This is a genomic window from Marinithermofilum abyssi (assembly GCF_014641195.1).
Classification (GTDB): Bacteria; Bacillota; Bacilli; order Thermoactinomycetales; family DSM-45169; genus Marinithermofilum; species Marinithermofilum abyssi.
The window spans coordinates 24170-46664 of the sequence record NZ_BMHQ01000011.1 but is presented as its reverse complement, the minus strand read 5'-3'; the positions used below and the strand labels follow the sequence as shown (position 1 = coordinate 46664).

Sequence of the window (22495 nt, the reverse complement as noted above, 5' to 3'; positions counted from 1 at the left end):
TACCTAGCGGAAAAAAGTGGGAGCGAGGCGAAAACGAGCCATATATAGCATTTCCTTTGGCTCGGGCCTCGGTCATCGTTTTTTGCGGACAGTATGACATCTGACGTCGGAAAGGGAGCGACGGGTAGAAGGGCGTTCTCTGCTTAACTGGACAGGTTTGTCATCAACTCTTACGTGCCCTACGGGGCACGCCTTTTTTCGGGAGGGGAGAAAACTGAAGCCGCTAAAGAATCAAGTCGCTTTCGTTTCCGGAGCCAGCCGGGGGATTGGGGCAGCTGTGGCTGTGGCACTCGCGCGTGAAGGGGCGGATGTGGCAGTGGGTTATTACCAGTCGGAAGGCCAGGCACGTCACGTAGTGGAGAAGTGTCGGCAAAAGGGAGTACGATCCCATGCCTATCCGATGAATGTGGCGGAGGAGACAGATGTGGAGCAGGCGTTGTTGGAGGTGCAAAATACACTGGGGTCCCCGGACATCTTGGTGCACAGTGCCGGTATTACGGGTGACAGCCTGTTGTTTCAGGATGTGACTCCCCAAGAGTATGACCGGGTGATGGATGTCCATGTCAGAGGGGCTTATCACTTGATCCGACATACCATACCGGATATGATCTCTCGCAAACACGGGCGAATCATATTGCTTTCCTCGATTTGGGGAGAAGCGGGCGGTGCCGGTGAAGTGGTGTACTCTGCCGCGAAAGGTGCGATCAACGCCTTGGCCCGGGCGCTGGCCAAAGAGCTGGCTCCTTCCGGAATCACGGTCAATACCGTATCTCCGGGCGCGATTGACACGGATATGCTCCGGGCTCAGTTAAGTGAGGAAGAGCTGGAATCCCTGGCCACGGTGATTCCAGCAGGGCGGTTGGGAAAGCCGGAAGAAGTGGCCAAAATGGTGGTTTATCTGTGTCACCCGGATGCAGGCTATGTGACGGGACAAGTGATGCATATCAATGGCGGGTGGTACCCGTGAGCGCCCTCTCGCCTCTCTTTTTTCTCCGGTATCTGCATAAGCCGAAGGTGTTTGATTCATATTACCCATAGAGAAAACCTGTTAAGGCAAAAGGAGGACTTCACATGTCCGTTTTAGACAACTTTCAGGATTGGAAAAACTTCTTAAGTGAGCGTGTCCAACAAGCGCAAAAGATGGGGATGAATCAAGACACGATCTCCGAGGTGGCATATCAAATCGGAGATTATCTGGCCCAGGATGTAGAACCTAAGAACGAACAAGAGCGGGTTCTGAAAGAGTTGTGGAATGCTGCCGACGAACAAGAGCAGAAAACGATGGCCAATTTGATGGTCAAACTGGTCTCTGAAAACAAACAGTGATTTCTGTATCGACAGAAACCGACACAAAGGTGGGAAAAACGCCCGAATGAAGGGCGTTTTCTTTTTTTGACAAGGTGAATGATTTTGTCGAACAGGCTTATCTTCTTGTGAAACATATGATATACTATTAATCAAATTTGCTCTGGTCTTTCAATTCTGGTGAATTGTGCGATAACGAGGGGAGGGGTGCGAGTGGACGGGCATGAATGGTACCTGGAATACCAGATTCACAAAAACCGTCCAGGTTTGCTGGGTGACATTGCCTCGCTGTTGGGCATGCTTTCCATCAATATTATTACAATCAACGGGGTCGAACATAAACGGCGGGGGATGCTTCTGCGCACGGACGACCGTGAAAAGATTCATGCCTTAAAACAAATTCTCAACCGTGTAGACAACATCACGATCACGGCCATTCGCCCCCCGACCCTGATGGACCGTTTAGCTGTACGACACGGTCGTTATCTGGACCGGTGCCTCGAGGACAAGCGAACCTATCGTTTTACGCGGGATGAATTGGGGTTGTTGGTGGACTTTATGGCGGAGTTGTTCCAAAAGGAAGGTCATCAAGTGATCGGGGTGAGAGGCATGCCCCGCGTTGGAAAGACGGAGTCCATCGTTGCTTCCAGTGTCTGTGCCAATAAGCGCTGGACTTTTGTTTCCTCGACACTCTTGCGCCAAACGGTGCGAAAACAGTTGGCCGTGGATGAAATGACTCCCAACAACGTCTTTATCATCGACGGAATCGTCTCCACCTTAAGGTCTACGGAACGACACCACATGTTGGTTCAGGAAATTATGAGAATGAATGCAACGAAGGTGATCGAACATCCGGATATCTTTGTTCGTGAAACGGAAACCACCATGGACGACTTTGATTACATAATCGAACTGCGAAACGACCCAGATGAAATCATCACTTACGATGTTTTGGCCAACAGCGATTTAACTGGATTTGAGTTTCGTTGAACGGCGGATAGGAGGTGTACCCCTTGTCAGGGATTGGCTTGCAATTAAAAGAAACAAGGGAATCGCTGGGAATTTCCCTTGAAGAAGTGCAGCAGACAACCAAAATTCATATTCAGTATTTGCGGGCGATGGAATCAGATCAGTTTGATTCGCTGCCCAGTCCGTTTTATGCCCGGGCATTTTTGCGTACATATGCGCACAGTCTTGGCGTAGATGCTCAGCCCTTGTTGGAACGATACGATCTGTTGATCGGTGGAGGAAAGCCGGTCAAGCGGGAACCCGCACAAAACACCATGGAGCGCCGGGAGAGGCCTTCTGCCAACACCCAACGCTTCCGTACGGAGCCGCGTCTGGGCAGAACATACTCCACCCGTTCTCAGCGGATGGCGCCTCCCCAACCCAACCGCCAGCCTTCTCGAGGACAAGCTTTCCAGCATACGCAGCGGTTGAAGACAGGTGCTTTAAACCAGCAGGCGACGGGTCGTTTCCGCACGGTGAAACAACCTCAGCTCCCTTCTTCCGGACAGCAAGGAAAAGGGAACGTACCGCAAACGACCCAGCGTTCCTTACCGGCAGCTTCACCCGCCCACCGCGGGGTTTCACAAAGCACGCAACAGATGGACGCCTTGTCGCAAACTTCCTCTTTTACACCCCGACGGGTAGCTCTTGAAGCCAAACGGGGGGTGGAAGAGACGGCATGAAAAGCCAAGAAAGCGGCAACCCGCAGATGGATCGTCGGTGTAGCGGCCATCGGTGCGTTGCTGTTGGTGCCGATCGGTGGATACTACATGCTCATGGGTGGTTCCAACTCAGCCGAACAAGCCTCCGATAAACAAGATCAAGTGAACATGGCCAGTCAGGATGACGGGGATAGCGTAGCCAACGCCAAGGTTCCTCAAACCACTACGCTGACCAAAGTGGAGACAGGCGAAGATTTGGAAGGGGACTTGTACGAGCTCAAGGGAGCTGAGGATCTGAATGTGGAAATCAAAGCGGTGAAAGGCGAATGCCAGCTGCAATACGGATATGGAGTGAATCAGGAAGAAGAACGATTCACCCTGGAAATCGGTGAAAAGAAACAGATCGAAGGAAAAGACCTGATCTGGTTCCGATTGTCCAAACCTTCCAACGTGGAGATTAAAGTCAGCGGGCAAGAAATTGACACAACAGCTCAAGATGTCGCCAAGAGCTACCGTATCAAGAAAAAATAATGTATTTAACTGCAGGAGGTGGGGCGGTTGTCGGCTGAGATTGGCAGCCAGCTGAAACGCGCCAGGGAGGCTGCCGGGTATACGCTGGAAGCTTTGGAACACGAAACCCGGATTCCCCGAAAATATTTGGTCGCTTTGGAGTCGGGCCAACTGGACAGCTTGCCCAGCCCCTACTATGTTCGTTCTTACTTACGCGCCTATGCTCATTGTGTCGGGTTGGATGCACGGAGCTTGCTGAAACGGTATCGAGACGCCGAGGCTGAAGGGAGCTCTTCCGGAACGATGGGTCTCAGCCGTACTTCCCGGATGCGACGGGTCCGGGAGCCATTGGAAAACACGGGATCCCGCCATTCCCTTCCCTCGTCAACATCCGTGGAAGAAACCTTCCCCCAAAAACCTCAGACATTCGATCGTGAGGAGGACGGGGAGATTTCCTTGCTGTCTCGTTCTGCAGGACGCAAGAAAAAAGGCGGTTTCTGGAGCCGCAAACGTCATAAAGGTGTAGATACAGAATCGCCACGTGACGAAGCGGCTGCTTCCTTGGAGGAGACGAACCAATTTCCTGCCGGAAGTACCGGGCGCCGAGTAAAGATGCCTCCGGATCTTCCCGCACCTCAAGAGATCGGTCTCCCCTCACCGGTTGAAGCACCGGAAAGGGAGAGGGGGAGCGAGGAGGAGAGCGTTCAGTTGAGCCGGCGCACCCGCCGGTCGGCTGAAGATTTACCGGCGGGCTCCCGTACGGACCGGTTGAGTCGTACCGCGAAATCCAAGAGCTCGGATGAAGAAGACGGTCCGATCGGTATCTGGTATACGCGTTTTTTGATTGTGGGGGCATTGCTGCTCATTCCAGCGGCTCTGTGGCTTTTGTATACAGTCGCTTTCGGTGATTCGCCCAAGGAAAACTCCGCAGGCAACAAACAGACCGAAGCCAGCCCGGAAAAGCGGGATCAACCTCCCTCGATCCAGGAGAAGAAAGGCGATCCAAAGTTGACACCGATGTCTCAGAATGAAAATGGCGCAGACCATTACGAATTGACGAATGCCGAGGAGATTCAGTTGGAGATCGAAGCGGAAGGCGAATGCTGGCTCGACATTCGTTCCCAGGAAGTAGGGGCATCGCTGAAGGAAGCCACCTTGCAAAAAGGAGATTCTCTCAGCTATACCTATAAAGACGGAGATGAAATTTGGATCGAAATGGGGCGTCCAGAAGAAACGAAGATCAAAGTAAATGGGCAAAAATTAAACGTAGATGAAACGAAAAAGATTCATATCACGTTGTTGCGTTAGAAAGCTCTCCAATTTGCGGGAGCTTTTTGACATTGCAGGGACTCTCGGGTATACTGAACGGGAAATTCTCGGGTGATGGGCCTCTCTGTTTTTTGGAGGTCGTTGCGTGCGGGGGATGTGACCTCAGGAGGTGCAAGGCGCCATGTCCAAACCGACGGAACAACTTCGGCAATCGCGAAAAGCCGCAGGACTCAGTCTGGAAGATGTACAAAAACATACCAAGATCCAAACGAAATATCTTGAAGCTGTGGAAGAAGGGGACTTTTCCCTGCTCCCCGGAAAATTTTACGCACGGGCTTTTATTCGATCTTATGCGGAGTTTCTACAGGTGGATCCTACTCCGATCTTAGCTTACTTTGAATCTGCGGTTGCATCGGAGCAGCCCGCTGATGAAACTGAGGATTCTCCATCCAAGGAATCTCCTGTCCCCTCCCTGAGCCGCAGCGAACGGTTCGCCCGTCGGCGTCGGCCCAAAAGGAACTTTCTTCCCCCTATATCGCCAAAGTCCATCGGACCCAAGTGGTACGCGGGGCTGTTGCTGGTTTTGTTTGTCCTGTTGATCCCCATTGTCATCTATGCCTTTGGTGCTTTTGATGAACCGCAGCCAAAGGATCCGACCGCTGAGAGAAACAAAGACGGCGTCCAAGCTCAACGTGTTGGCGATGGGCAATCAGGCAAAATGGCCGATGTGCAACTGGTCAAGCCTTCGGAAACGCACAAGTTCGGCGATGTGTTTCACATATCCAAAGCCGGCAAGGTGGAAGTGACTCTGAAGGCGAAAGAAGCTACTTGGTTCCGTTATCGTGCTGGTGGTCCTACCGAGGAAGTAACCGCGGAAGGTGAGCTGCAGCCGGGAGAAACCAAAACGTTTAAACATCCGAATTGGGTTTCTCTGCGGGTAGAAAACCCCAGTGCGGTGGAATTGAAAGCAAATGGCAACGTGATTGACACCACGGGTGAATCGTCTCCGCATACGTATCAATTTCAGTTGAAAAACTGAGTAATAGAGCGGATAACGCCTCCTGCGGCGATTATCCGCTCTTTTTTTTGACATAGCGGAATTGCTTATATTATACTTACGAAAGAATTGGAGTAGGTTCATGATGGCAACATGTGTCTTCCGTTGGTCTGATCCATTGGGCAATCGATTGGCAGGATCTGCACTTCCAATATAGATAGCATGTAAGGACAGAGGTCATCGCGGCGCGTGGTTTGATTGGGTGGCGGCCTCTCGGGGCGCAACCGTCTTTTTTTATTTTTGACTGCACGCTGCGGTGTGTTGATCTCGCAGGGGAGGTTCGCTGACGTGAATCTGGCCAATAAAATCACCCTGGTTCGTATTTTCTTGGTTCCTGTGGTGATGTTGTTTTTACTGGTAAAATACGATCTGGGTCGTGTCCAGCTTGGTAACGAGGTGATCACGGTCAGCGAAATCATCGCGGCCTTGATCTTTATTTTGGCTGCGGTAACAGATGGACTGGACGGTTATATCGCCCGTAAAAAGAAGCTGGTCACCAACTTAGGTAAGTTTCTGGATCCACTGGCAGATAAATTGCTGATCTCAGCAGCACTCATCTCGTTGGTGGAAATGCAGCGACTCGATGCCTGGATCGCTATCGTCATTATCAGCCGAGAATTCGCTGTAACGGGGTTACGGCTGGTTGCCGCAGCTGAAGGACACGTGATCGCAGCCAGTGCCATGGGAAAACTGAAAACCATTGTTCAGATTATTGCTATTGTAGCTCTGATGTTGAACAACTTCCCGTTTTCATCCATTTCACTTCCCTTTTCTCGAATTTTTGTGTGGCTGGCGGTTATCGTGACCGTGTGGTCCGGGGTGGATTATTTTATTAAAAACAAAACCGTGATCCGTTTTTCCAAGTCCCGGTAAAGGCTGGATGAAGGGAAAGGAAGAGATTGATGCGAGCGGAACTGATCGCAGTTGGTACTGAATTGTTGTTGGGACAAATCGTCGACACCCATTCGGCCTATTTATCACAGGAATTGTCCCGGCTGGGAATTGACGTCTATTACCACTCCACGGTCGGTGACAATCGGGGCCGGCTGCAGGAAGTGATCCGACTGGCAAAAAGCCGTTCCGATATCGTGATCTTTACGGGCGGCTTGGGGCCGACGGAGGATGATCTTACGAAAGAAGCCTTGGCGGAGGTACTTGGGGTCTCTTTGATCGAACATGCCCCTTCGTTGGAACATATACGGGGTTTTTTCAAAGCACGAGGGTTAACCATGCCGGAAGCCAATCGGAAACAGGCCATGGTTTTCCCCGGTGGTGTGGTATTTCCCAATCCCAACGGAACTGCCCCTGGTGTGGCAGTCACACATGACCAAGTTACATACGTGTTGTTGCCCGGCCCACCTGTGGAGTTAATTCCGATGTTTGAAGACCACGTGCGTTCCTTTTTGCACGGCCTGCTACCTCACGATGAAGTGGTCGTTTCTCGGGTCTTGCGTTTTTATGGGATTGGCGAGTCTCATTTGGAGGAAAAAGTGGGCCACATCCTGCGGCAACAATCCAATCCCACGATTGCCCCCTTGGCCAAGGAAGGGGAAGTGACGCTGCGATTGACCGCAAAAGCTGCAAGTGAAGCGGAAGCGCAAGCGCTGATTCAACCTGTCCGGCAAGCATTGCTGGAAGTTGTCGGAAAGTACTGTTACAGTGATAATGATGAGCCCTTGGAACGGATTTGTATTCGACGGCTGACGGAACAGCAGCGTACGGTGGCTTTGGCCGAGAGTTGTTCCGGAGGATTGCTGGCGGAAACGCTGACCTCGATTCCGGGAAGCAGCCAAGCAGTGAAAGGCGGGATCGTTTCCTATTCGAACGAGGCAAAAGAACGATTGCTGCAAGTACCCGCCTCTGTCTTGGAGCGCTTTGGCGCCGTCAGTATGGAGGCCGCCTTACACATGGCGGAGGGAGCCAGAGCAGCTCTGAACACCGACTTTGCCCTCAGCATCACCGGTGTCGCCGGGCCGGAGCCGGCGGAAGAAAAGCCGGTCGGATTGGTGTATGTCGGTTTGGCGGAAAAGGGACAACCTTCCCGGGCTTACCGGCTTCAGTTGAGCGGGTCCCGTCGCAAGATCCAGATCCGTTCCGTCAAACATGCGATGTTTATTCTACAGGAGCGACTAAAGAAAGGTGAAACGACATAATGAAGCAATTTGACGACTTTCAATTGGATTCCCTCGTGTTAAAAGGGATTCGGGAAATGGGTTTTGAAGAACCTTCTCCCATTCAAGCAGAATGCATTCCTGCAGTGTTACGGGGCGAAGATGTGATTGGTCAAGCACAGACCGGAACGGGAAAAACAGCGGCCTTTGGCATCCCGCTGTTGGAACGGGTGAACGCTGCACAAAAGCGGGTGCAGAGTGTCGTATTGGCGCCGACACGTGAGTTGGCGATTCAAGTGTCGGAAGAACTGCGGAAGATTGGGAAGCATAAACGGGTACGGACCCTCCCCATCTACGGTGGACAATCCATCGGCCGCCAGATCAAGGCGTTGAAACAAGGGGTGCATGTGGTGATCGGAACACCCGGCCGTATGTTGGACCATTTGCGTCGTGGGACCCTCCGCTTGGATGATGTGGAAACACTGGTCCTGGATGAAGCGGATGAAATGTTGGATATGGGGTTTATCGATGATATCGAAGCGGTGATGCGCTTTTTGCCCGAACATCGGCAGCTCTTGCTTTTCTCGGCGACGATGCCTTCGGGGATCCGTCACCTGGCACGGAAATACATGAAAAAACCCCGTTATATTACGGTCAGCCGCGGTGAAGTGACTGCACCGGTGATCGAACAAGTTTATTATAAGGTCTTGGAAAACGGGAAACTGGAATCTTTGTGCCGTATTTTGGACAGCGAAGAAGTGGAACAAGGGATTTTGTTCGGCCGTACCAAAAAAGGTGTGGATGAGTTGGCTGAAGCCCTGCAAGCCCGAGGCTATCTCGCTGGCGGTTTGCATGGCGACATGGCTCAGCAGCAGCGGGACCGGGTGATGAACGCCTTCCGCCGCGGGGATCTGGAGCTGTTGGTGGCTACCGATGTGGCGGCCCGTGGAATTGATGTGGGCAGCGTCTCTCACGTAATCAACTATGATATTCCGCAAGATGCAGAAAGCTATGTCCACCGCATTGGCCGTACGGGACGCGCCGGCCGGACCGGAATGGCACTGACTTTGGTTACACCCCGGGAGATGAAACAGCTTCGCTCCATCGAAGAGGAGATCGGTGACCGCTTGATTGCAAAAGAGCTGCCCACGTTGGAAGAAGTAGCAGAGCGGCAGCAAAAGGTGCTAATCGAACAGCTGGAGGAGACGATCCAATCCGATGAGCCCATCTCCATCTTCGAAGAGATGGTGAAAGAGCTCACCTCCCGTCACGATGCGGAAAAAGTGGCTATGGCCGCCTTGCATCTGGCCTTTGCCGACCGTTTTACCGCCAGCAACGATGCGGTATACGACTTTGGAGAAACGGGGGCATCTCCCGGTATGGTCCGCTTCTTTATCAACGTGGGCCGCAATGCCAACATTCGCCCGCCGGAACTGGTCAAGGCCATCGCCGAACAGGCGGGCATTGCAGCGAAAAAAGTAGGGCGGATCAATATCTACGACCGTTTTTCCTTTGTGGAAGTGCCGGAGGAGGCAGCGCCCTTCGTCTTCGAGGCGTTGCGCCAAACGAAGATCAACGGTGCCCGGGTCAATCTGGAACCGGCCCGTCCTCGCAACCTGTCGTAATTAGAGAAAGAAACCTGTTGACATCTTGTCAGCAGGTTTCTTTCATTTTCCAGTCAACCGCTGAAATCAGGAGTCAGCGGACCGATAGCGAAATATTTTTTTCCTTTATTTTGGCAATAACTCTGCGGCCACGATTCCACTGGCCTTTGATATTGCGGTCAAAGACGGCCGGATCAAGCGCGGGAATCACATTGTCCTTACTGCTTTTGCGGGGGATTGGTTTGGGGCTCGTTGTTGATGGAGTATTGATAAAAAAACCCCGGAAGATGTGCAATCTCCGGGGGTTGAATACCAGGCTCTCCGTTTAGTGAATGCCCAGGGCCATTTTGGCATAGCGAGACATGCGGTCTTTCGTCCACGGCGGATTCCAGACGATTTCCACTTCTACATCCTTGACGCCGTCCACTTGTTTGACGGCGTTGGTCACCATTTCGTTGATCATTCCGGCCAGGGGGCAGCCCATCGCGGTCAGGGTCATGGTGATTTTCACGTTGGCTTCGTCATCGATGTCGACGCCGTATACCAGTCCAAGGTTGACGATATCGATATGAAGTTCCGGATCTTCCACTTCTTCCAGAGCTTCCATGATCTCTTCCTTCATCTTTTCCTTATCCATATCTTTCCCACTCCTTTGCCTGCGGCTCTCCGCTATACTATTTAATGTACCACAAGCGTGTCGGCAGTAAAACCCGGCCAAGAACCAAAAAAACGAATAAATGTTCGCAAATGATCTTGGCAGGGATTCCAAAACAATGTATGATGAGGGTATCGTGATAGACGAATCGAAGGAGTGAAGCATACATGTCCGACCGCCGTCAGGCACTGGAAATGGCCTTGAGACAGATTGAGAAACAGTTCGGCAAAGGATCGATCATGAAGATGGGGGAAGACACCGGCCGCCGGGTGGAGACGGTCTCCAGCGGTGCCCTCGCCCTGGATATCTCGCTGGGTGTGGGAGGTTATCCTCGCGGGCGGATCATCGAAGTGTACGGGCCGGAATCTTCGGGGAAAACGACCGTTGCTTTGCATGCCATCGCTGAGGTGCAGCGGGAGGGCGGTCAAGCGGCATTTATCGATGCGGAGCACGCCCTGGATCCGGTCTATGCGCAAAAGCTGGGTGTTAACATCGACGAGCTGCTGCTCTCCCAGCCGGATACGGGAGAACAAGCCTTGGAAATCGCCGAAGCCCTGGTACGCAGCGGTGCCATCGACATCATCGTAGTGGACTCTGTGGCAGCATTGGTTCCCAAAGCAGAAATCGAAGGGGAGATGGGCGACTCCCATGTGGGTCTGCAAGCCCGCTTAATGTCTCAGGCCCTCCGGAAATTGTCCGGTGCCATCAGCAAGTCGAAGACCATCGCCATTTTTATCAACCAGATTCGGGAAAAGGTCGGCGTGATGTTCGGCAATCCGGAAACGACCCCGGGTGGAAGGGCTCTCAAATTCTATTCCAGTGTTCGGCTTGAAGTGCGCCGAGCAGAAACCATCAAGCAAGGCAACGAGATGGTGGGGAACCGCACGCGGATTAAAGTGGTGAAAAACAAGGTGGCCCCGCCCTTTAAACAGGCGGAAGTGGATATCATGTACGGAGAAGGTATCTCCAAAGAAGGCAGCATACTCGATATCGGCAGCGACCTGGATATCGTGAAGAAGAGCGGCGCCTGGTACTCCTTTGAAGGGGACCGTCTCGGCCAGGGGCGGGAAAACGCCAAGCAGTTCTTGAAAGAAAATCCCACTATAGCCAAACAAATCGAGAACAAAATCCGTGAGCACTACGAGTTGATTCCCGCTGAATCCCAAGAATCTGCCAAACCCGCAGAAGAGGCCGACGAATCGCTTTCGCTGGATACGGAGCAGTAATGCTGTTTAGGTGACTCATCATGGGAATCATCACCAAAATCGAACGGCAAAAAAACCAAGCGCCGCGATATAACATTTATATCGACGGCGCTTTCCGGTTTGGCATTCATGAGGATGTACTGGTCAAGCATGCCTTGTCCAAGGGGATGGAAGTCAACCCGGAGGAGATCGAGGCGATTTTGCATGCGGAGGAAATGAGCAAGGTTCGGCAGGCAGCTCTCCGCTATATCGGTCATCGGCCGCGAACGACAGAGGAAGTACGGCGTTATCTGCTCGGTAAGGGGTATGAAGGCGAACCGGTCGCTGAAATCCTGCAGGAGATGCAGCGGCTCAACTACCTGGATGACCGCCGGTTTGCCCGAGAGTGGGTGGAATCGCGCAGCACCTCCAAAGGTTATGGCCCCCGTCTGCTGCGTCAGGAGCTGGAACAAAAAGGAGTTTCTGGTCAATATATCGAAGAAGCATTGGACGAACTGGATCAAGAGGAGGAACGGCGGTTGGCAGAGCAGGCGGCGGAGAAACGGTACCGGCGTCTGTCGAACCAGCCATGGCCGGTGGTAGAACGGCGCCTGGGTCATTTTTTATTGCGGAGAGGGTTTCCGCAGCCTCTGGTGATGGACATTCTTCGCCGTTACCGCTCCCGCCACTGTGAACAGGAGGAGGGATGGTCATGATTCGCCTGTTGTATGTGACGGATACCCATATTCGGGGAACGGCTCCCCGTAGCCGGACAGACGACTTTGTGGCCGCGTTACGGAACAAATTACAGGAAGTGGTAGAGATCGCCCGCAAGGAGCGGGTGGATGCGGTGCTTCATGGTGGCGATCTGTTTGACCGTCCAGATATCTCCCCGGCGGTGGTTCGGGAGTTTGCTCGGTTGCTGCGCCGGTTTGAGGTGCCGGTTTACACTGTCGCCGGCAACCATGACATCTACGGGCATAATCCCGATACCGTAGATCGTTCGATGCTGGGATTGCTGGATGCTTTTGGAACGGTTCGCCTGCTCCGCTCCGGAGAGAAAATCGTAATGGAAAAAGAAGGGCTACGCATTCAGCTGTCCGCCCAACCCTTTCATTACGATCTTGACAAGCGGGATCCCCGGTTGGATTATGCGGTTGCCAACGAGACGGGTGCGGACTTCTGCGTACATATGGTGCATGGGATGGCAGTGGATCGGGCGTTGCCTGAAGGAGTAGCCCACTCCATGGTGCACGAGCTATTTTTCGATGAGGTAGATGTACTCTTGACCGGCCATTATCATGCCGGCTTTCCTTTGCAACACCGGGATGGCAAATATATCGTGAACCCTGGTGCCTTGGCACGGATCAACAATCACCCTTCGGAAATGCGCCGCATCCCCCAGGTGGCTTTGCTGGATTTTGACGACACGATTCATATCCGGGTGATTCCGATCCAGTGTGCCGCTCCCGGTGAAGAAGTGCTGGACCGCTCCTACTTGGAACAGGCAGCCTATCGGGAGGAAAAAATGGTATCCTTTGTGCAGGAAGTTCGGGCCGCCGGGGAGTTTCGCGGCTTAGACGTGGCCGACATCGTGGAAGAGATCGCCCGGCTGGAAGGAATTGAGGACGACGTGAAGTTTGAAGCGATGCGCCGGATCGCCGTGGTGCAGGAGCGCCTGGGTTCGGAAGGGGGTTGAGAGGATGAAACGATTGGACAAACTGCATATCGAAAACTTTCAATCCCACGAGTCGACAGAGATCGTCTTCTCTGATGGGTTGAATGTATTTGTCGGCCCTTCTGACAGCGGAAAAAGCGCCATCTTGCGGGCGCTCAAATGGGTATTGTACAACCAGCCCAGGGGCAGTGAGTTCATTCGCACCGGGGCATCCCGATGCCGGGTAACCCTGACGCTTTCGGATGGGGTGGAGATCATCCGGGAGCGCTCCAGTTCCCTCAACCGCTACATTCTGCGCCAGCCTGACGGCTCGGAGCAGGTCTATGAAGGCTTTGGTGGCAATGTCCCGGAAGAGATCTTGGAAGCTCATGGAATGCATCCTTTGCGCTTGGATCAGGACTGGTATATCCCCGCGCAGTTCGGCACTCAATTGGAAGGCCCCTTTTTGTTGTCGGAAACCGGCGGTGCGCGGGCCAAATCCATCGGCCGGGTGAGCGGCGCTCACATCATGGACATCGCGTTAAAGGAGACGGTGCGGGACCGGCAACGGGTAGCGAGCAAGATCAAGTACCGGGAAGAGGATCTGGAACGGGTACAGGAAGCACTGAAGCCCTATGAGAATCTTGCGGAACTGATGCAACGGCTGGAAGAGACAAAAGGGTTGCATGCCTCTGCTTCCCGCCGGCAGGAGCGTCTGGAGCGCCTGCAACGGTTGCGGGAGCTGTGGTTGCAATGCCGTCGGGACAAACAGGTGATCGAGGAAAAACTTTCGGCGTTGTCCCGGTTGGAGCGGGGAGAGCAACTTTTGATCGAGATCGAGCGGAACCAAGACCAGCGCCGGCGCTTGTTGCGGCTCCGGGAAGATTGGCAGCGATTCAAGGACGAGCGGGGCCAATGGCAACAAGTACAGGAGCAGACCCGCCATTGCAAAGAGGCAGAAGATCGGGTGCAGGCGTCGGAAGAAGCGCTTCGTTTGCTGCTACGTCTATGGAAGGCTAAAAAAACGTGGCAGGACTGTCAGGCACAAATCACCCGGCTGAAAGGGATCCGAGAGCGGATGGAGGTTCTTCCGCAAGCGGAGGCGTGTTTGATCTCCATGGAAGACCGTTTGTCCCGACATCAACGCCTTCAAGCGGTGCTCCCTCGATGGGAGCAGGTAAGCCGCGGGATGACAGAAACCAAACGATGGTTACAACAAACGGATCGTCTGGTGGACGCGGCCGCGGTGATGGAGCATGCGGAAGAAAAGCTGTCCAGGCTGCAGACTCTGGCCGCAAGGGCCGGGAAGTTGCGGGAGCTTCGCCAGCGCTTATCCGACGGTTACGCCTACAAGAAAGACCGGGAGGAAGAAGTGGAGCGATTGACGCAGGAGCTGGTGGCGGAATATCGGAAGCTGGACAAGTGCCCCACGTGCGGATCCGCCATCAATGCTAATCTGTTGGAACATGTGATGGAGGAATATCTGGGAGGGATCACCCATGCAGCAGCCGGAAGAGAGGATTAAAGAGCTGAAATCGGTGTTGGAAAAAGCGAAAAATCTCCGGTACAAAGCGGAGTTGCGCTTGGAACACCTGGAACGGCAAGAGGAAGAGATTTTGCAGGAATTAAAAGAGCTGGGTGTTGAGCCGGAACAATTGGATGAAGAGATTGCCAAGCTGGAGAAGGAAATCGATGAACAGATCCAGCAAGCATGGGAGCTCTTGCCGCGGGAGCTGATCGAGCGCCATGGATCGGCTTAAGTCATTGGAACAGCTGGCGGCATCCATTGAAGCGGTACGAGAAGAAGCGCTAAAACGGGAGGCGCGAAAAGAAGAGTTGGAACGCCGTAAGAGAGAGATCGAAGCGGAATGCAAACAGCTGGGGCAAGAACGGGAACTTTTTGACAAGGTGCGGGTGCTGCTTCAAGAATCTGCCGACTATGCTCGGATGCAGGCCAAAGAGCAGATGGAGGGTTTGGTCACCAATGCACTCCAATATGTCTTTGGTCCGTTGTTCCGCTTTGAAATCGAACTCTTTGAGCACAGCGGCAAACCCTCGGCGGAATTTTATGTGATTACCGAGTGGGAAGGGCAGACAGTGCGGACCAAGCCCCAGGATGCTCGGGGCGGAGGGATCGTGGACATCGTTTCCCTGGCGCTTCGGGTAGCGATGGTGGAAACCTTCCGTCCGCGTCCAGAAGGACCGCTCATTTTGGACGAGCCGGGGAAGCATGTCAGTGCCGACTATGTAGTACCTATGTTGGAGTTTCTGAAGTCGATAGGAGAAACATTCGGTCGTCAAGTCATCCTGGTGACCCATGATCCCCACCTGAGCGAAGGAGCGGATCAAGCTTACCATGTCAGTATTCATGGGGGGCGCACGGTGGTCTGGCCCTCCCGTTTGCTTGACAATGGGACAAACTAAATAATACAATTGGATTGTATCTTTTTTTCTTCCTCAATGAGGTGTACATAATTTGTCGGAGATGAAAAGATGCTGGATGATTGGATGGAATCTAATTTACCCTGTAAGAAACAGGGCTAGGGGTTAATGAACGTCAACATTGGAACCAGGGTGCGCCGAAAATTCCACCCGCCCTTCGTTTGACAGGGTAGGCTTGCCTGACCAACCGATGGAATGTTTTGGGACAGACCGATTGCACTCGGTCTTGTTTTATACTTATAGAAGGGAGGAGGTGGGTAGCGGTAAATGGTTGATTTTGTTTTGCTATTGTTGCTGTTTCTCCTCGGTGCCGCTATGGGGTTGGCCGCTGGATATTGGATTCGCAAATTAACGGCGGAAGCCCGGATCGGCAGTGCGGAAAAAGAGGCGGAACAGATTATCGATAAAGCGCGCAGTGATGCGGAAGCGATAAAAAAGGAAAAGGTCCTGGAGGCGAGGGATGAAGCCCATCGTCTGCGGACGGAAGCCGAAAAAGAAATCCGTGAACAGCGCAATGATTTGCAGCGTCTGGAACGCCGTCTGATGCAGAAGGAAGAGACCTTGGACCGGAAGCAGGAAGCACAGGAGAAGCGGGAAGAAGCATTGGCTCGCCAAGAAAGCGAGATCCAAACCCGCAAAGAAGAAGTGGAAAAACTGTACCGGGATCAAGTGGCGGAATTGGAGCGCGTGTCCGGGTTGAGCACAGAAGAAGCCAAACAGATCATTCTCAACAAAGTGGAGAGCGAAATGCGCCATGAAACGGCGCAGATGATCAAAGAGATGGAACAGCAGGCCATCGAAGAGGCTGATAAACGGGCGCGAAGCATCCTGTCCCTGGCGATTCAGCGCTGCGCGGCGGATCATGTGGCGGAAACCACCGTTTCGGTGGTCAACCTGCCAAACGATGAGATGAAAGGCCGGATCATCGGTCGCGAAGGGCGCAACATTCGAGCCCTCGAAACGCTAACCGGGATCGACCTCATCATTGATGATACGCCAGAAGCGGTGATCCTGTCGGGTTTCGATCCGATCCGGCGGGAAGTGGCCCGTGTCGCGCTGGAGAAATTGGTTGCCGATGGTCGCATTCACCCGGCGCGTATTGAGGAAATGGTGGAAAAATCCCGCCGGGAAGTGGATGAGCGGATTCGGGAATACGGGGAGCAAGCCACCTTTGAGACGGGGGTGCATGGATTGCACCCGGATCTCATCAAAATCCTCGGCCGGCTCAAGTTCCGTACCAGTTACGGCCAAAATGTGCTGAAACACTCGATGGAAGTGGCGCATCTGGCCGGGTTGCTGGCTGCGGAATTGGGTGAGGACATCCATTTGGCCAAGCGTGCGGGTCTACTTCATGATATCGGGAAGGCGATCGATCACGAAGTGGAAGGTTCCCATGTGGAAATCGGCATTGAACTGGCTAAGAAGTACAATGAGCACCCAGCAGTCATCAACGGAATTGCCTCTCACCATGGGGATGTGGAGGCTACCAGCGTGATCTCCGTCCTGGTGGGGGCTGCGGATGCTCTGTCTGCAGCACGTCCGGGAGCCCGTCGGGAAACCCTGGAAGCGTATATCAAACGCTTGGAAAAGTTGGAGGAGATCTGCGAATCCTTCGACGGCGTGGAAAAATCCTACGCCATTCAGGCGGGCCGCGAGGTGCGGATTCTCGTGCGCCCCGATGAAATCAGTGACAGCGAATCGACGCGTTTGGCCCGTGAGATCAAGAAACAGATAGAGAATCAACTGGATTATCCGGGGCACATCAAGGTCACGGTGATCCGGGAAACCCGTGCTGTGGAATATGCTAAATAAAGTGGCCTATCGCCACTTTTTTTTCTTAGAGAGCTTGGAGGCGTACACATGCGAGTGTTGATGATCGGAGATATTGTCGGGAGACCGGGTCTGTCGACCCTGTATCATTTTTTACCCCGGTTGAAACGGTCGTTCCAGCCGGATGTCGTCGTAGCCAACGGAGAAAATGCAGCGGACGACGGACGGGGCATCACCCGTGGGATTGCGCGGGAGATGTTTGGTGCCGGGGTCGACTGTATCACCCTTGGGAATCACGCCTGGGATAAACGGGAGATTTTCGATTTTATCGATCAGGAAGCTCGCATGGTGCGCCCTGCCAATTTTCCGGAAGGAACACCCGGCCAGGGCTATACCGTGATCCCGTCGCCTCGGGGAGAGTTGGCGGTGGTCAATCTGATGGGCCGTTCCTTTCTTTCCACCTTAGATTGTCCTTTTCGTGAAGCGGATGCCATCCTGAGGACGCTCAAAGGAAAACCGGTGCTGGTGGACTTTCATGCCGAGACGACATCGGAAAAACAAGCGTTGGCGTGGTATTTGGACGGCCGGGTGTCGGCGGTCATCGGCACGCATACCCATGTGCAGACCGGGGATGAACGGATTTTGCCCCAAGGTACCGCCTACTTGTCAGATGTGGGCATGGTCGGTCCCTACGACTCGATTCTCGGAATGGAAAAGGAATCTGTTGTCAAGCGGTTTGTCACGCAGCTTCCGGTTCGCTTTGAGGTGTCGGGTGGACGAACGCAGTTTAACGCCGTTCTTTTGGATTTTCACCGTACTTCCGGTTTGGCAGAGAACATTCAACGTATTCGGATCGATGATGATCAACCGTGGTTTGATTGATCATCATTCTTTTTCAATAGCAGGAATTTATGAAAGATTGACGAATATATTAAAAGTGGACTCACTCCAAACCATCGAGGAGGTACCTGACATGGAAGTATTAAAAGTTTCAGCAAAGTCCAACCCGAACTCCGTCGCTGGTGCACTTGCAGGTGTCCTGCGGGAACGAGGCAATGCCGAGATTCAGGCGATTGGGGCAGGTGCACTAAACCAATCTGTTAAAGCGGTTGCAATCGCAAGAGGATTTGTAGCACCCAGCGGCATCGACTTGATCTGTATCCCTGCATTTACCGACATTGTCATCGATGGTGAGGAACGTACGGCCATTAAGCTGATCGTGGAACCTCGCTGATGTACCAACCAAATCAGAGAACCTGTTTATCTCGCATAGACAGGTTTTCTTTTCGTATGGAGGAACCCTATCATGCAATGGATGGACGGCCACTGTGATACGTTATTTAAAATATGGAAATATTCATTATTCAAGAAACAACTCTCTTTTTACGAACGGGGTCCACTCGATGTAAATTTTCCAACCGCCAAAGAAGCGGGACTGGGGTTGCAGGTGTTTGCCCTATTTGTTCCTGACTGGATTCCGCGCAGCCAGAGCTGGCATTTGGCTTTGACTCAAGTGGATCTGTTTTATGAACGGATTGTTCAGGATGGAGCCCGTGTTTTACCCGTTTTGTCCAAAGAAGATCTGTTTCGGGTGAAAGAGACGGGAAAGCTGGGTGCTCTCCTTCACCTGGAAGGGGCGGATGCTTTGCAGGGCGAACTGAGCCACTTGCGTCTATTGCACCGGTTAGGGGTACGGCAGCTGGGGCTTACCTGGAATCATGCCAATGAAGCGGCAGACGGGATCGAAGAAGACCGCAACGGCGGGCTGACTCGTTTCGGTCGTTCGGTGATTGAGGAGATGAAACGGCACCAGATGATTCTCGATGTCTCCCATTTATCGGTGAAGGGGTTCTGGGAGGTGACCGAGGCCGATCTGCCGATTCTGGCCTCCCATTCCAACTGCAGGGCTTTGTGTCCCCACATACGCAATCTGGAAGATGATCAGATCCGTGCCTTGATCCGGCGGAACGGCATCATTGGAATGAATTTTCTGCCCAAATTTGTGAGTGAACCGGCGGAAAAAGCGACGATCGATAAGGTCCTCCGCCATATCGAGCATATTTGTTCTCTGGGCGGTGAAAAACATGTCGCCCTCGGTTCTGATTTTGACGGAATAGAGGATAAAATCCCCGGATTGGAAAATGTGGCCGATTTGCATCGGCTGAAAGAAGCGTTGATCAAACGGTACCCCGACCATCTCGTCCGGGGATGGATGTGGGAAAACGGGTATCGGTTTTATCAAAGGAATCTATGAGACTTGGGAAACTTTTATAGTCCAGCGTTCGCAGACTGCCCGGTTGACTGCAGTTTTCGGATGCTGGGTTCTTTTTTTGGAAAAAAGGCCGAATGTTAAGAAAAAACCGGTTTTGTAAACAGGCTTTTAAACTTTCATAAAATCGAGCAAATCCCCTGTTAATTTTTTGTGATCGCTCTATAGAGGGGAGGAAAGGCGATATTGAAGAGAATTTCAAGTGTGAACGGTTGCGTTTTTTGCAGAAGGGGTCTAGAATTGAAACAGAAAACAGCGTATCGGAACACCACAGGACCGAATGCCCGGCCTTGTGGGGCTTCGGTATGTTCATACAACCCCATGGTTGAACGAGTTGCAGGGAAGACCTAAAGGAGATGAGTTCATTGATCAAGCAGCTTTCGTGGAAAGTGGGCGGACAACAGGGGGAAGGAATCGACAGTACCGGCGAGATATTCTCGATTGCCCTCAATCGCATGGGATATTATTTATACGGTTATCGTCATTTTTCTTCTCGGATTAAAGGTGGTCACTCCAACACCAAGATCCGAATCAGTGTTCGCCCTATCCGCGCTGTTTCCGACGAGCTGGATGTGTTAGTTGCGTTCGACCAAGAAACCATCGATCTCAATGCCCATGAGTTGCATGAAGGCGGTGTCATTCTGGCTGACGCCAAGTTTAACCCGACATTGCCGGAGGGAGTATCGGCTCAGCTGTTTGCTGTTCCCTTTACCAAAATAGCACAAGACGTCGGCTTGGCCCAGATGAAGAACATGGTGGCTGTGGGTGCCTCCAGCGCCCTGTTGGGATTGCCGCTGGAAGCATTCCAAAGTGTGATCGAAGAGAAATTCTCCCGTAAGGGCCAGCAAGTGGTGGACAAAAACATGCAGGCCATCCAGCGGGGGGTTGAATATATAACCGAACAAACCGGAGGTCCGCTGAACGCGTTGCGGCTAGAAAAATCCGATGGCAAAAAGCGGCTCTACATGATTGGAAACGATGCCATCGCCCTCGGTGCCTTGGCGGCAGGTGCCCGCATCATGGCGGCGTATCCGATTACACCTTCTTCTGAAATTATGGAATATCTGATCAAGCAGTTGCCGAAGTTTGGCGGTACCGTTGTGCAAACGGAAGATGAAATCGCTGCCATATCCATGGTTATCGGTGCCAACTACGGCGGGGTGCGTGCGCTGACGGCATCCGCCGGACCGGGTCTGTCCCTGATGACGGAAGCGATTGGACTGTCCGGTATGACGGAAACCCCGGCGGTGATCGTAAACACCCAGCGGGGCGGTCCGTCGACGGGTCTTCCAACGAAACAGGAGCAGTCTGACATCAACGCCATGATCTACAGCACCCACGGAGAAATCCCGAAAATCGTGATCGCTCCCAGCACTGCCGAGGAATGTTTCTATGATACCATTCAAGCATTCAATCTGGCGGAAAAATATCAGTGTCCGGTAATCATCCTCTCCGACCTGGCGCTCTCCCTCGGGAAGCAAACGGTGGAACCGCTGGATTACGACCGGATCCAGATCGAACGCGGCAACCTCGTGACAGACGATCAAGAGCTGGAAGAGCTGGAGAACTCTCAGTTGTTCAAACGTTATCAGTTTACGGACAACGGTATTTCTCCCCGGATCCTGCCCGGCAAGAAACATGGTTTGCATCATGTAACCGGGGTGGAGCACGACGAAACCGGCCGTCCCTCTGAAAATCCGCTCAACCGGAAGAAAATGATGGAAAAACGGTTGCGGAAACTGGAGCAGGGGATCGATTTTAAAGATCCGGTTCATCTGGATTGCAAACATGAAGAAGCCGATCTGCTCATTGTTGGAATCAACTCCACTCGCGGCGTCATCCACGAAGCGATGGAACGCCTGGAAGAAAAAGAAGGCGTCAAAGTAAACCACGCGCACGTACGTCAAGTCCTGCCTTTCCCGACCGATATTCTGCGGGAACAAATGGCAAAAGCCAAAAAAGTGGTGGTCGTCGAAAACAATGCCACGGGGCAGTTGGCCAACCTGTTGAAGCTGCATGTGGGTATGGCGGACAAAATCACCCATATCGGCAAATACGACGGAAACCCCTTCCTGCCTTCGGAAATTTACAATCAGTGTAAGGAGCTGTTGGTCCATGGCCACGTTTAAAGATTTCCGCAACAAAGTAAAACCCAACTGGTGTCCCGGCTGCGGCGACTTCTCGGTGCTGGCCGCCATGCAGCGCGCTTTCGCCAACCAGGGCCTGGAGCCGGAAGATGTGGCCATCGTTTCCGGGATCGGATGCTCCGGCCGGATTTCCGGTTATGTCAATGCTTACGGTTTTCACGGCGTACACGGTCGTGCGCTGCCGATCGCCCAAGGGCTCAAATTGGCCAACCGCGACCTGACTGTGGTAGCTGCTGGCGGGGATGGCGATGGGTTCGCCATCGGAATGGGCCACACGATCCATGCCATCCGCCGCAATGTGGACATCACCTACATCGTGATGGATAACCAAGTGTATGGTTTGACCAAAGGGCAAACATCGCCGCGGAGTGAAATGGGCTTCAAAACGAAAAGCACGCCGAAAGGATCCATCGAAGCGACGATCGCACCGATGGAAATGGCGCTGACGGCAGGAGCCGGTTTTGTTGCGCAAGCGGTATCCAGCGATTTGAAACAGCTGACCCGTTTGGTCGAGGAAGGCCTGAAGCACAAAGGATTCTCCCTGATCAACGTGTACAGCCCCTGTGTCACCTACAATAAGGTAAACACCTACGACTGGTTCAAAGAGCATCTGGTCAACTTGGACGATGAGGAAGGGTATGATCCTTCCAACCGGATGCAAGCCATGCAGAAGCTGATGGAACACAACGGCCTGGTGACCGGTTTGATCTACCAAAACAAAGAACGGAAAGCTTATGAAGAGCTGATTCCCGGTTTTGATGAAAAGCCGCTGGCGAAACAGGATCTGAAGATCAACAAGGAGCAATTTGAAGAACTGGTGGCGGAGTTTGCATAAATGGAACGCC

The 22495-nt window shown here is 52.9% G+C and carries 24 protein-coding genes; 23 read left to right on the top strand and 1 reads right to left on the bottom strand.

Annotated elements, in window-relative coordinates; translation table 11 throughout:
• Positions 1–157: 157 nt before the first annotated feature.
• The 11 genes from ymfI (at position 158) to IEW70_RS18560 (ending at position 9785) form a co-directional block, all read left to right on the top strand.
• On the top strand, positions 158–967 hold the full coding sequence (ymfI, locus tag IEW70_RS14355) for an elongation factor P 5-aminopentanone reductase (protein WP_188648603.1): 810 nt from the start codon (positions 158–160) through the stop codon (positions 965–967).
• Between the two features lie 104 nt (positions 968–1071).
• Positions 1072–1326, top strand: a complete 255-nt coding sequence (locus IEW70_RS14350; protein WP_188648602.1) for a DUF3243 domain-containing protein — start codon at positions 1072–1074, stop codon at positions 1324–1326.
• Between the two features lie 192 nt (positions 1327–1518).
• Positions 1519–2295, top strand: coding sequence for a DUF3388 domain-containing protein (locus IEW70_RS14345; RefSeq protein ID WP_188648601.1), 777 nt, complete (start codon positions 1519–1521; stop codon positions 2293–2295).
• Between the two features lie 23 nt (positions 2296–2318).
• Positions 2319–2996 (top strand): helix-turn-helix domain-containing protein, encoded by a 678-nt coding sequence (locus tag IEW70_RS14340; protein WP_188648600.1) that lies wholly within the window; start codon positions 2319–2321, stop codon positions 2994–2996.
• A gap of 87 nt (positions 2997–3083) precedes the next feature.
• Entirely contained in the window at positions 3084–3506 is a 423-nt protein-coding gene (locus IEW70_RS14335) for a hypothetical protein (protein ID WP_188648599.1), read from the top strand.
• 27 nt (positions 3507–3533) lie between these two features.
• Positions 3534–4793, top strand: coding sequence for a helix-turn-helix domain-containing protein (locus IEW70_RS14330; protein WP_188648598.1), 1260 nt, complete (start codon positions 3534–3536; stop codon positions 4791–4793).
• A 142-nt stretch (positions 4794–4935) separates the two neighbouring features.
• Positions 4936–5793 carry a helix-turn-helix domain-containing protein gene (locus IEW70_RS14325; RefSeq protein ID WP_188648597.1) on the top strand — a complete coding sequence of 286 codons (858 nt, stop codon included), beginning with the start codon at positions 4936–4938 and terminating at the stop codon, positions 5791–5793.
• 306 nt (positions 5794–6099) lie between these two features.
• A complete protein-coding gene (pgsA, locus tag IEW70_RS14320) occupies positions 6100–6684 on the top strand; it encodes a CDP-diacylglycerol--glycerol-3-phosphate 3-phosphatidyltransferase (protein WP_188648596.1) in 585 nt (194 codons plus the stop codon).
• A 29-nt stretch (positions 6685–6713) separates the two neighbouring features.
• Positions 6714–7964 (top strand): competence/damage-inducible protein A, encoded by a 1251-nt coding sequence (locus IEW70_RS14315; RefSeq protein ID WP_188648595.1) that lies wholly within the window; start codon positions 6714–6716, stop codon positions 7962–7964.
• Complete coding sequence (locus tag IEW70_RS14310) at positions 7964–9547, top strand: DEAD/DEAH box helicase (protein WP_188648594.1); 1584 nt, start codon at positions 7964–7966, stop codon at positions 9545–9547. The genes IEW70_RS14315 and IEW70_RS14310 overlap by 1 nt, the downstream gene beginning before the upstream one ends.
• 94 nt (positions 9548–9641) lie before the next feature.
• A complete protein-coding gene (locus IEW70_RS18560; RefSeq protein WP_373285978.1) occupies positions 9642–9785 on the top strand; it encodes a 3-oxoacyl-[acyl-carrier-protein] synthase III C-terminal domain-containing protein in 144 nt (47 codons plus the stop codon).
• 66 nt (positions 9786–9851) lie between these two features.
• On the opposite strand, the gene IEW70_RS14300 is transcribed toward IEW70_RS18560, so the two are convergent.
• Positions 9852–10163: a metal-sulfur cluster assembly factor gene (locus IEW70_RS14300; protein WP_188648593.1), complete on the bottom strand. Its 312-nt coding sequence runs from the start codon at positions 10161–10163 to the stop codon at positions 9852–9854.
• A gap of 185 nt (positions 10164–10348) precedes the next feature.
• Between IEW70_RS14300 and recA the strand changes: the two genes are divergently transcribed.
• The 12 genes from recA (at position 10349) to IEW70_RS14240 (ending at position 22485) form a co-directional block, all read left to right on the top strand.
• Positions 10349–11407, top strand: coding sequence for a recombinase RecA (gene recA, locus IEW70_RS14295; protein WP_188648592.1), 1059 nt, complete (start codon positions 10349–10351; stop codon positions 11405–11407).
• A gap of 20 nt (positions 11408–11427) precedes the next feature.
• Positions 11428–12081: a RecX family transcriptional regulator gene (locus IEW70_RS14290; RefSeq protein WP_188648591.1), complete on the top strand. Its 654-nt coding sequence runs from the start codon at positions 11428–11430 to the stop codon at positions 12079–12081.
• Positions 12078–13064, top strand: a complete 987-nt coding sequence (locus IEW70_RS14285) for a metallophosphoesterase family protein (protein WP_188648590.1) — start codon at positions 12078–12080, stop codon at positions 13062–13064. Before IEW70_RS14290 ends, IEW70_RS14285 begins: the two co-directional genes overlap by 4 nt.
• Before the next feature lie 4 nt (positions 13065–13068).
• Entirely contained in the window at positions 13069–14547 is a 1479-nt protein-coding gene (locus IEW70_RS14280) for an AAA family ATPase (RefSeq protein ID WP_188648589.1), read from the top strand.
• Positions 14522–14782, top strand: a complete 261-nt coding sequence (locus tag IEW70_RS14275; protein ID WP_188648588.1) for a hypothetical protein — start codon at positions 14522–14524, stop codon at positions 14780–14782. The genes IEW70_RS14280 and IEW70_RS14275 overlap by 26 nt, the downstream gene beginning before the upstream one ends.
• Positions 14769–15446 (top strand): ATP-binding protein, encoded by a 678-nt coding sequence (locus tag IEW70_RS14270; RefSeq protein WP_188648587.1) that lies wholly within the window; start codon positions 14769–14771, stop codon positions 15444–15446. Before IEW70_RS14275 ends, IEW70_RS14270 begins: the two co-directional genes overlap by 14 nt.
• A gap of 285 nt (positions 15447–15731) precedes the next feature.
• Positions 15732–17276, top strand: coding sequence for a ribonuclease Y (rny, locus tag IEW70_RS14265; protein ID WP_188648586.1), 1545 nt, complete (start codon positions 15732–15734; stop codon positions 17274–17276).
• A gap of 48 nt (positions 17277–17324) precedes the next feature.
• Positions 17325–18116 (top strand): TIGR00282 family metallophosphoesterase, encoded by a 792-nt coding sequence (locus tag IEW70_RS14260; RefSeq protein WP_188648585.1) that lies wholly within the window; start codon positions 17325–17327, stop codon positions 18114–18116.
• Positions 18117–18207: 91 nt separating this feature from the next.
• Positions 18208–18468: a stage V sporulation protein S gene (locus tag IEW70_RS14255; protein ID WP_040387185.1), complete on the top strand. Its 261-nt coding sequence runs from the start codon at positions 18208–18210 to the stop codon at positions 18466–18468.
• 72 nt (positions 18469–18540) lie between these two features.
• Positions 18541–19488 (top strand): dipeptidase, encoded by a 948-nt coding sequence (locus tag IEW70_RS14250; protein ID WP_188648584.1) that lies wholly within the window; start codon positions 18541–18543, stop codon positions 19486–19488.
• Between the two features lie 380 nt (positions 19489–19868).
• Positions 19869–21632 (top strand): 2-oxoacid:acceptor oxidoreductase subunit alpha, encoded by a 1764-nt coding sequence (locus tag IEW70_RS14245; RefSeq protein ID WP_188648583.1) that lies wholly within the window; start codon positions 19869–19871, stop codon positions 21630–21632.
• Positions 21619–22485, top strand: coding sequence for a 2-oxoacid:ferredoxin oxidoreductase subunit beta (locus IEW70_RS14240; RefSeq protein WP_188648582.1), 867 nt, complete (start codon positions 21619–21621; stop codon positions 22483–22485). The genes IEW70_RS14245 and IEW70_RS14240 overlap by 14 nt, the downstream gene beginning before the upstream one ends.
• Positions 22486–22495: the final 10 nt, after the last annotated feature.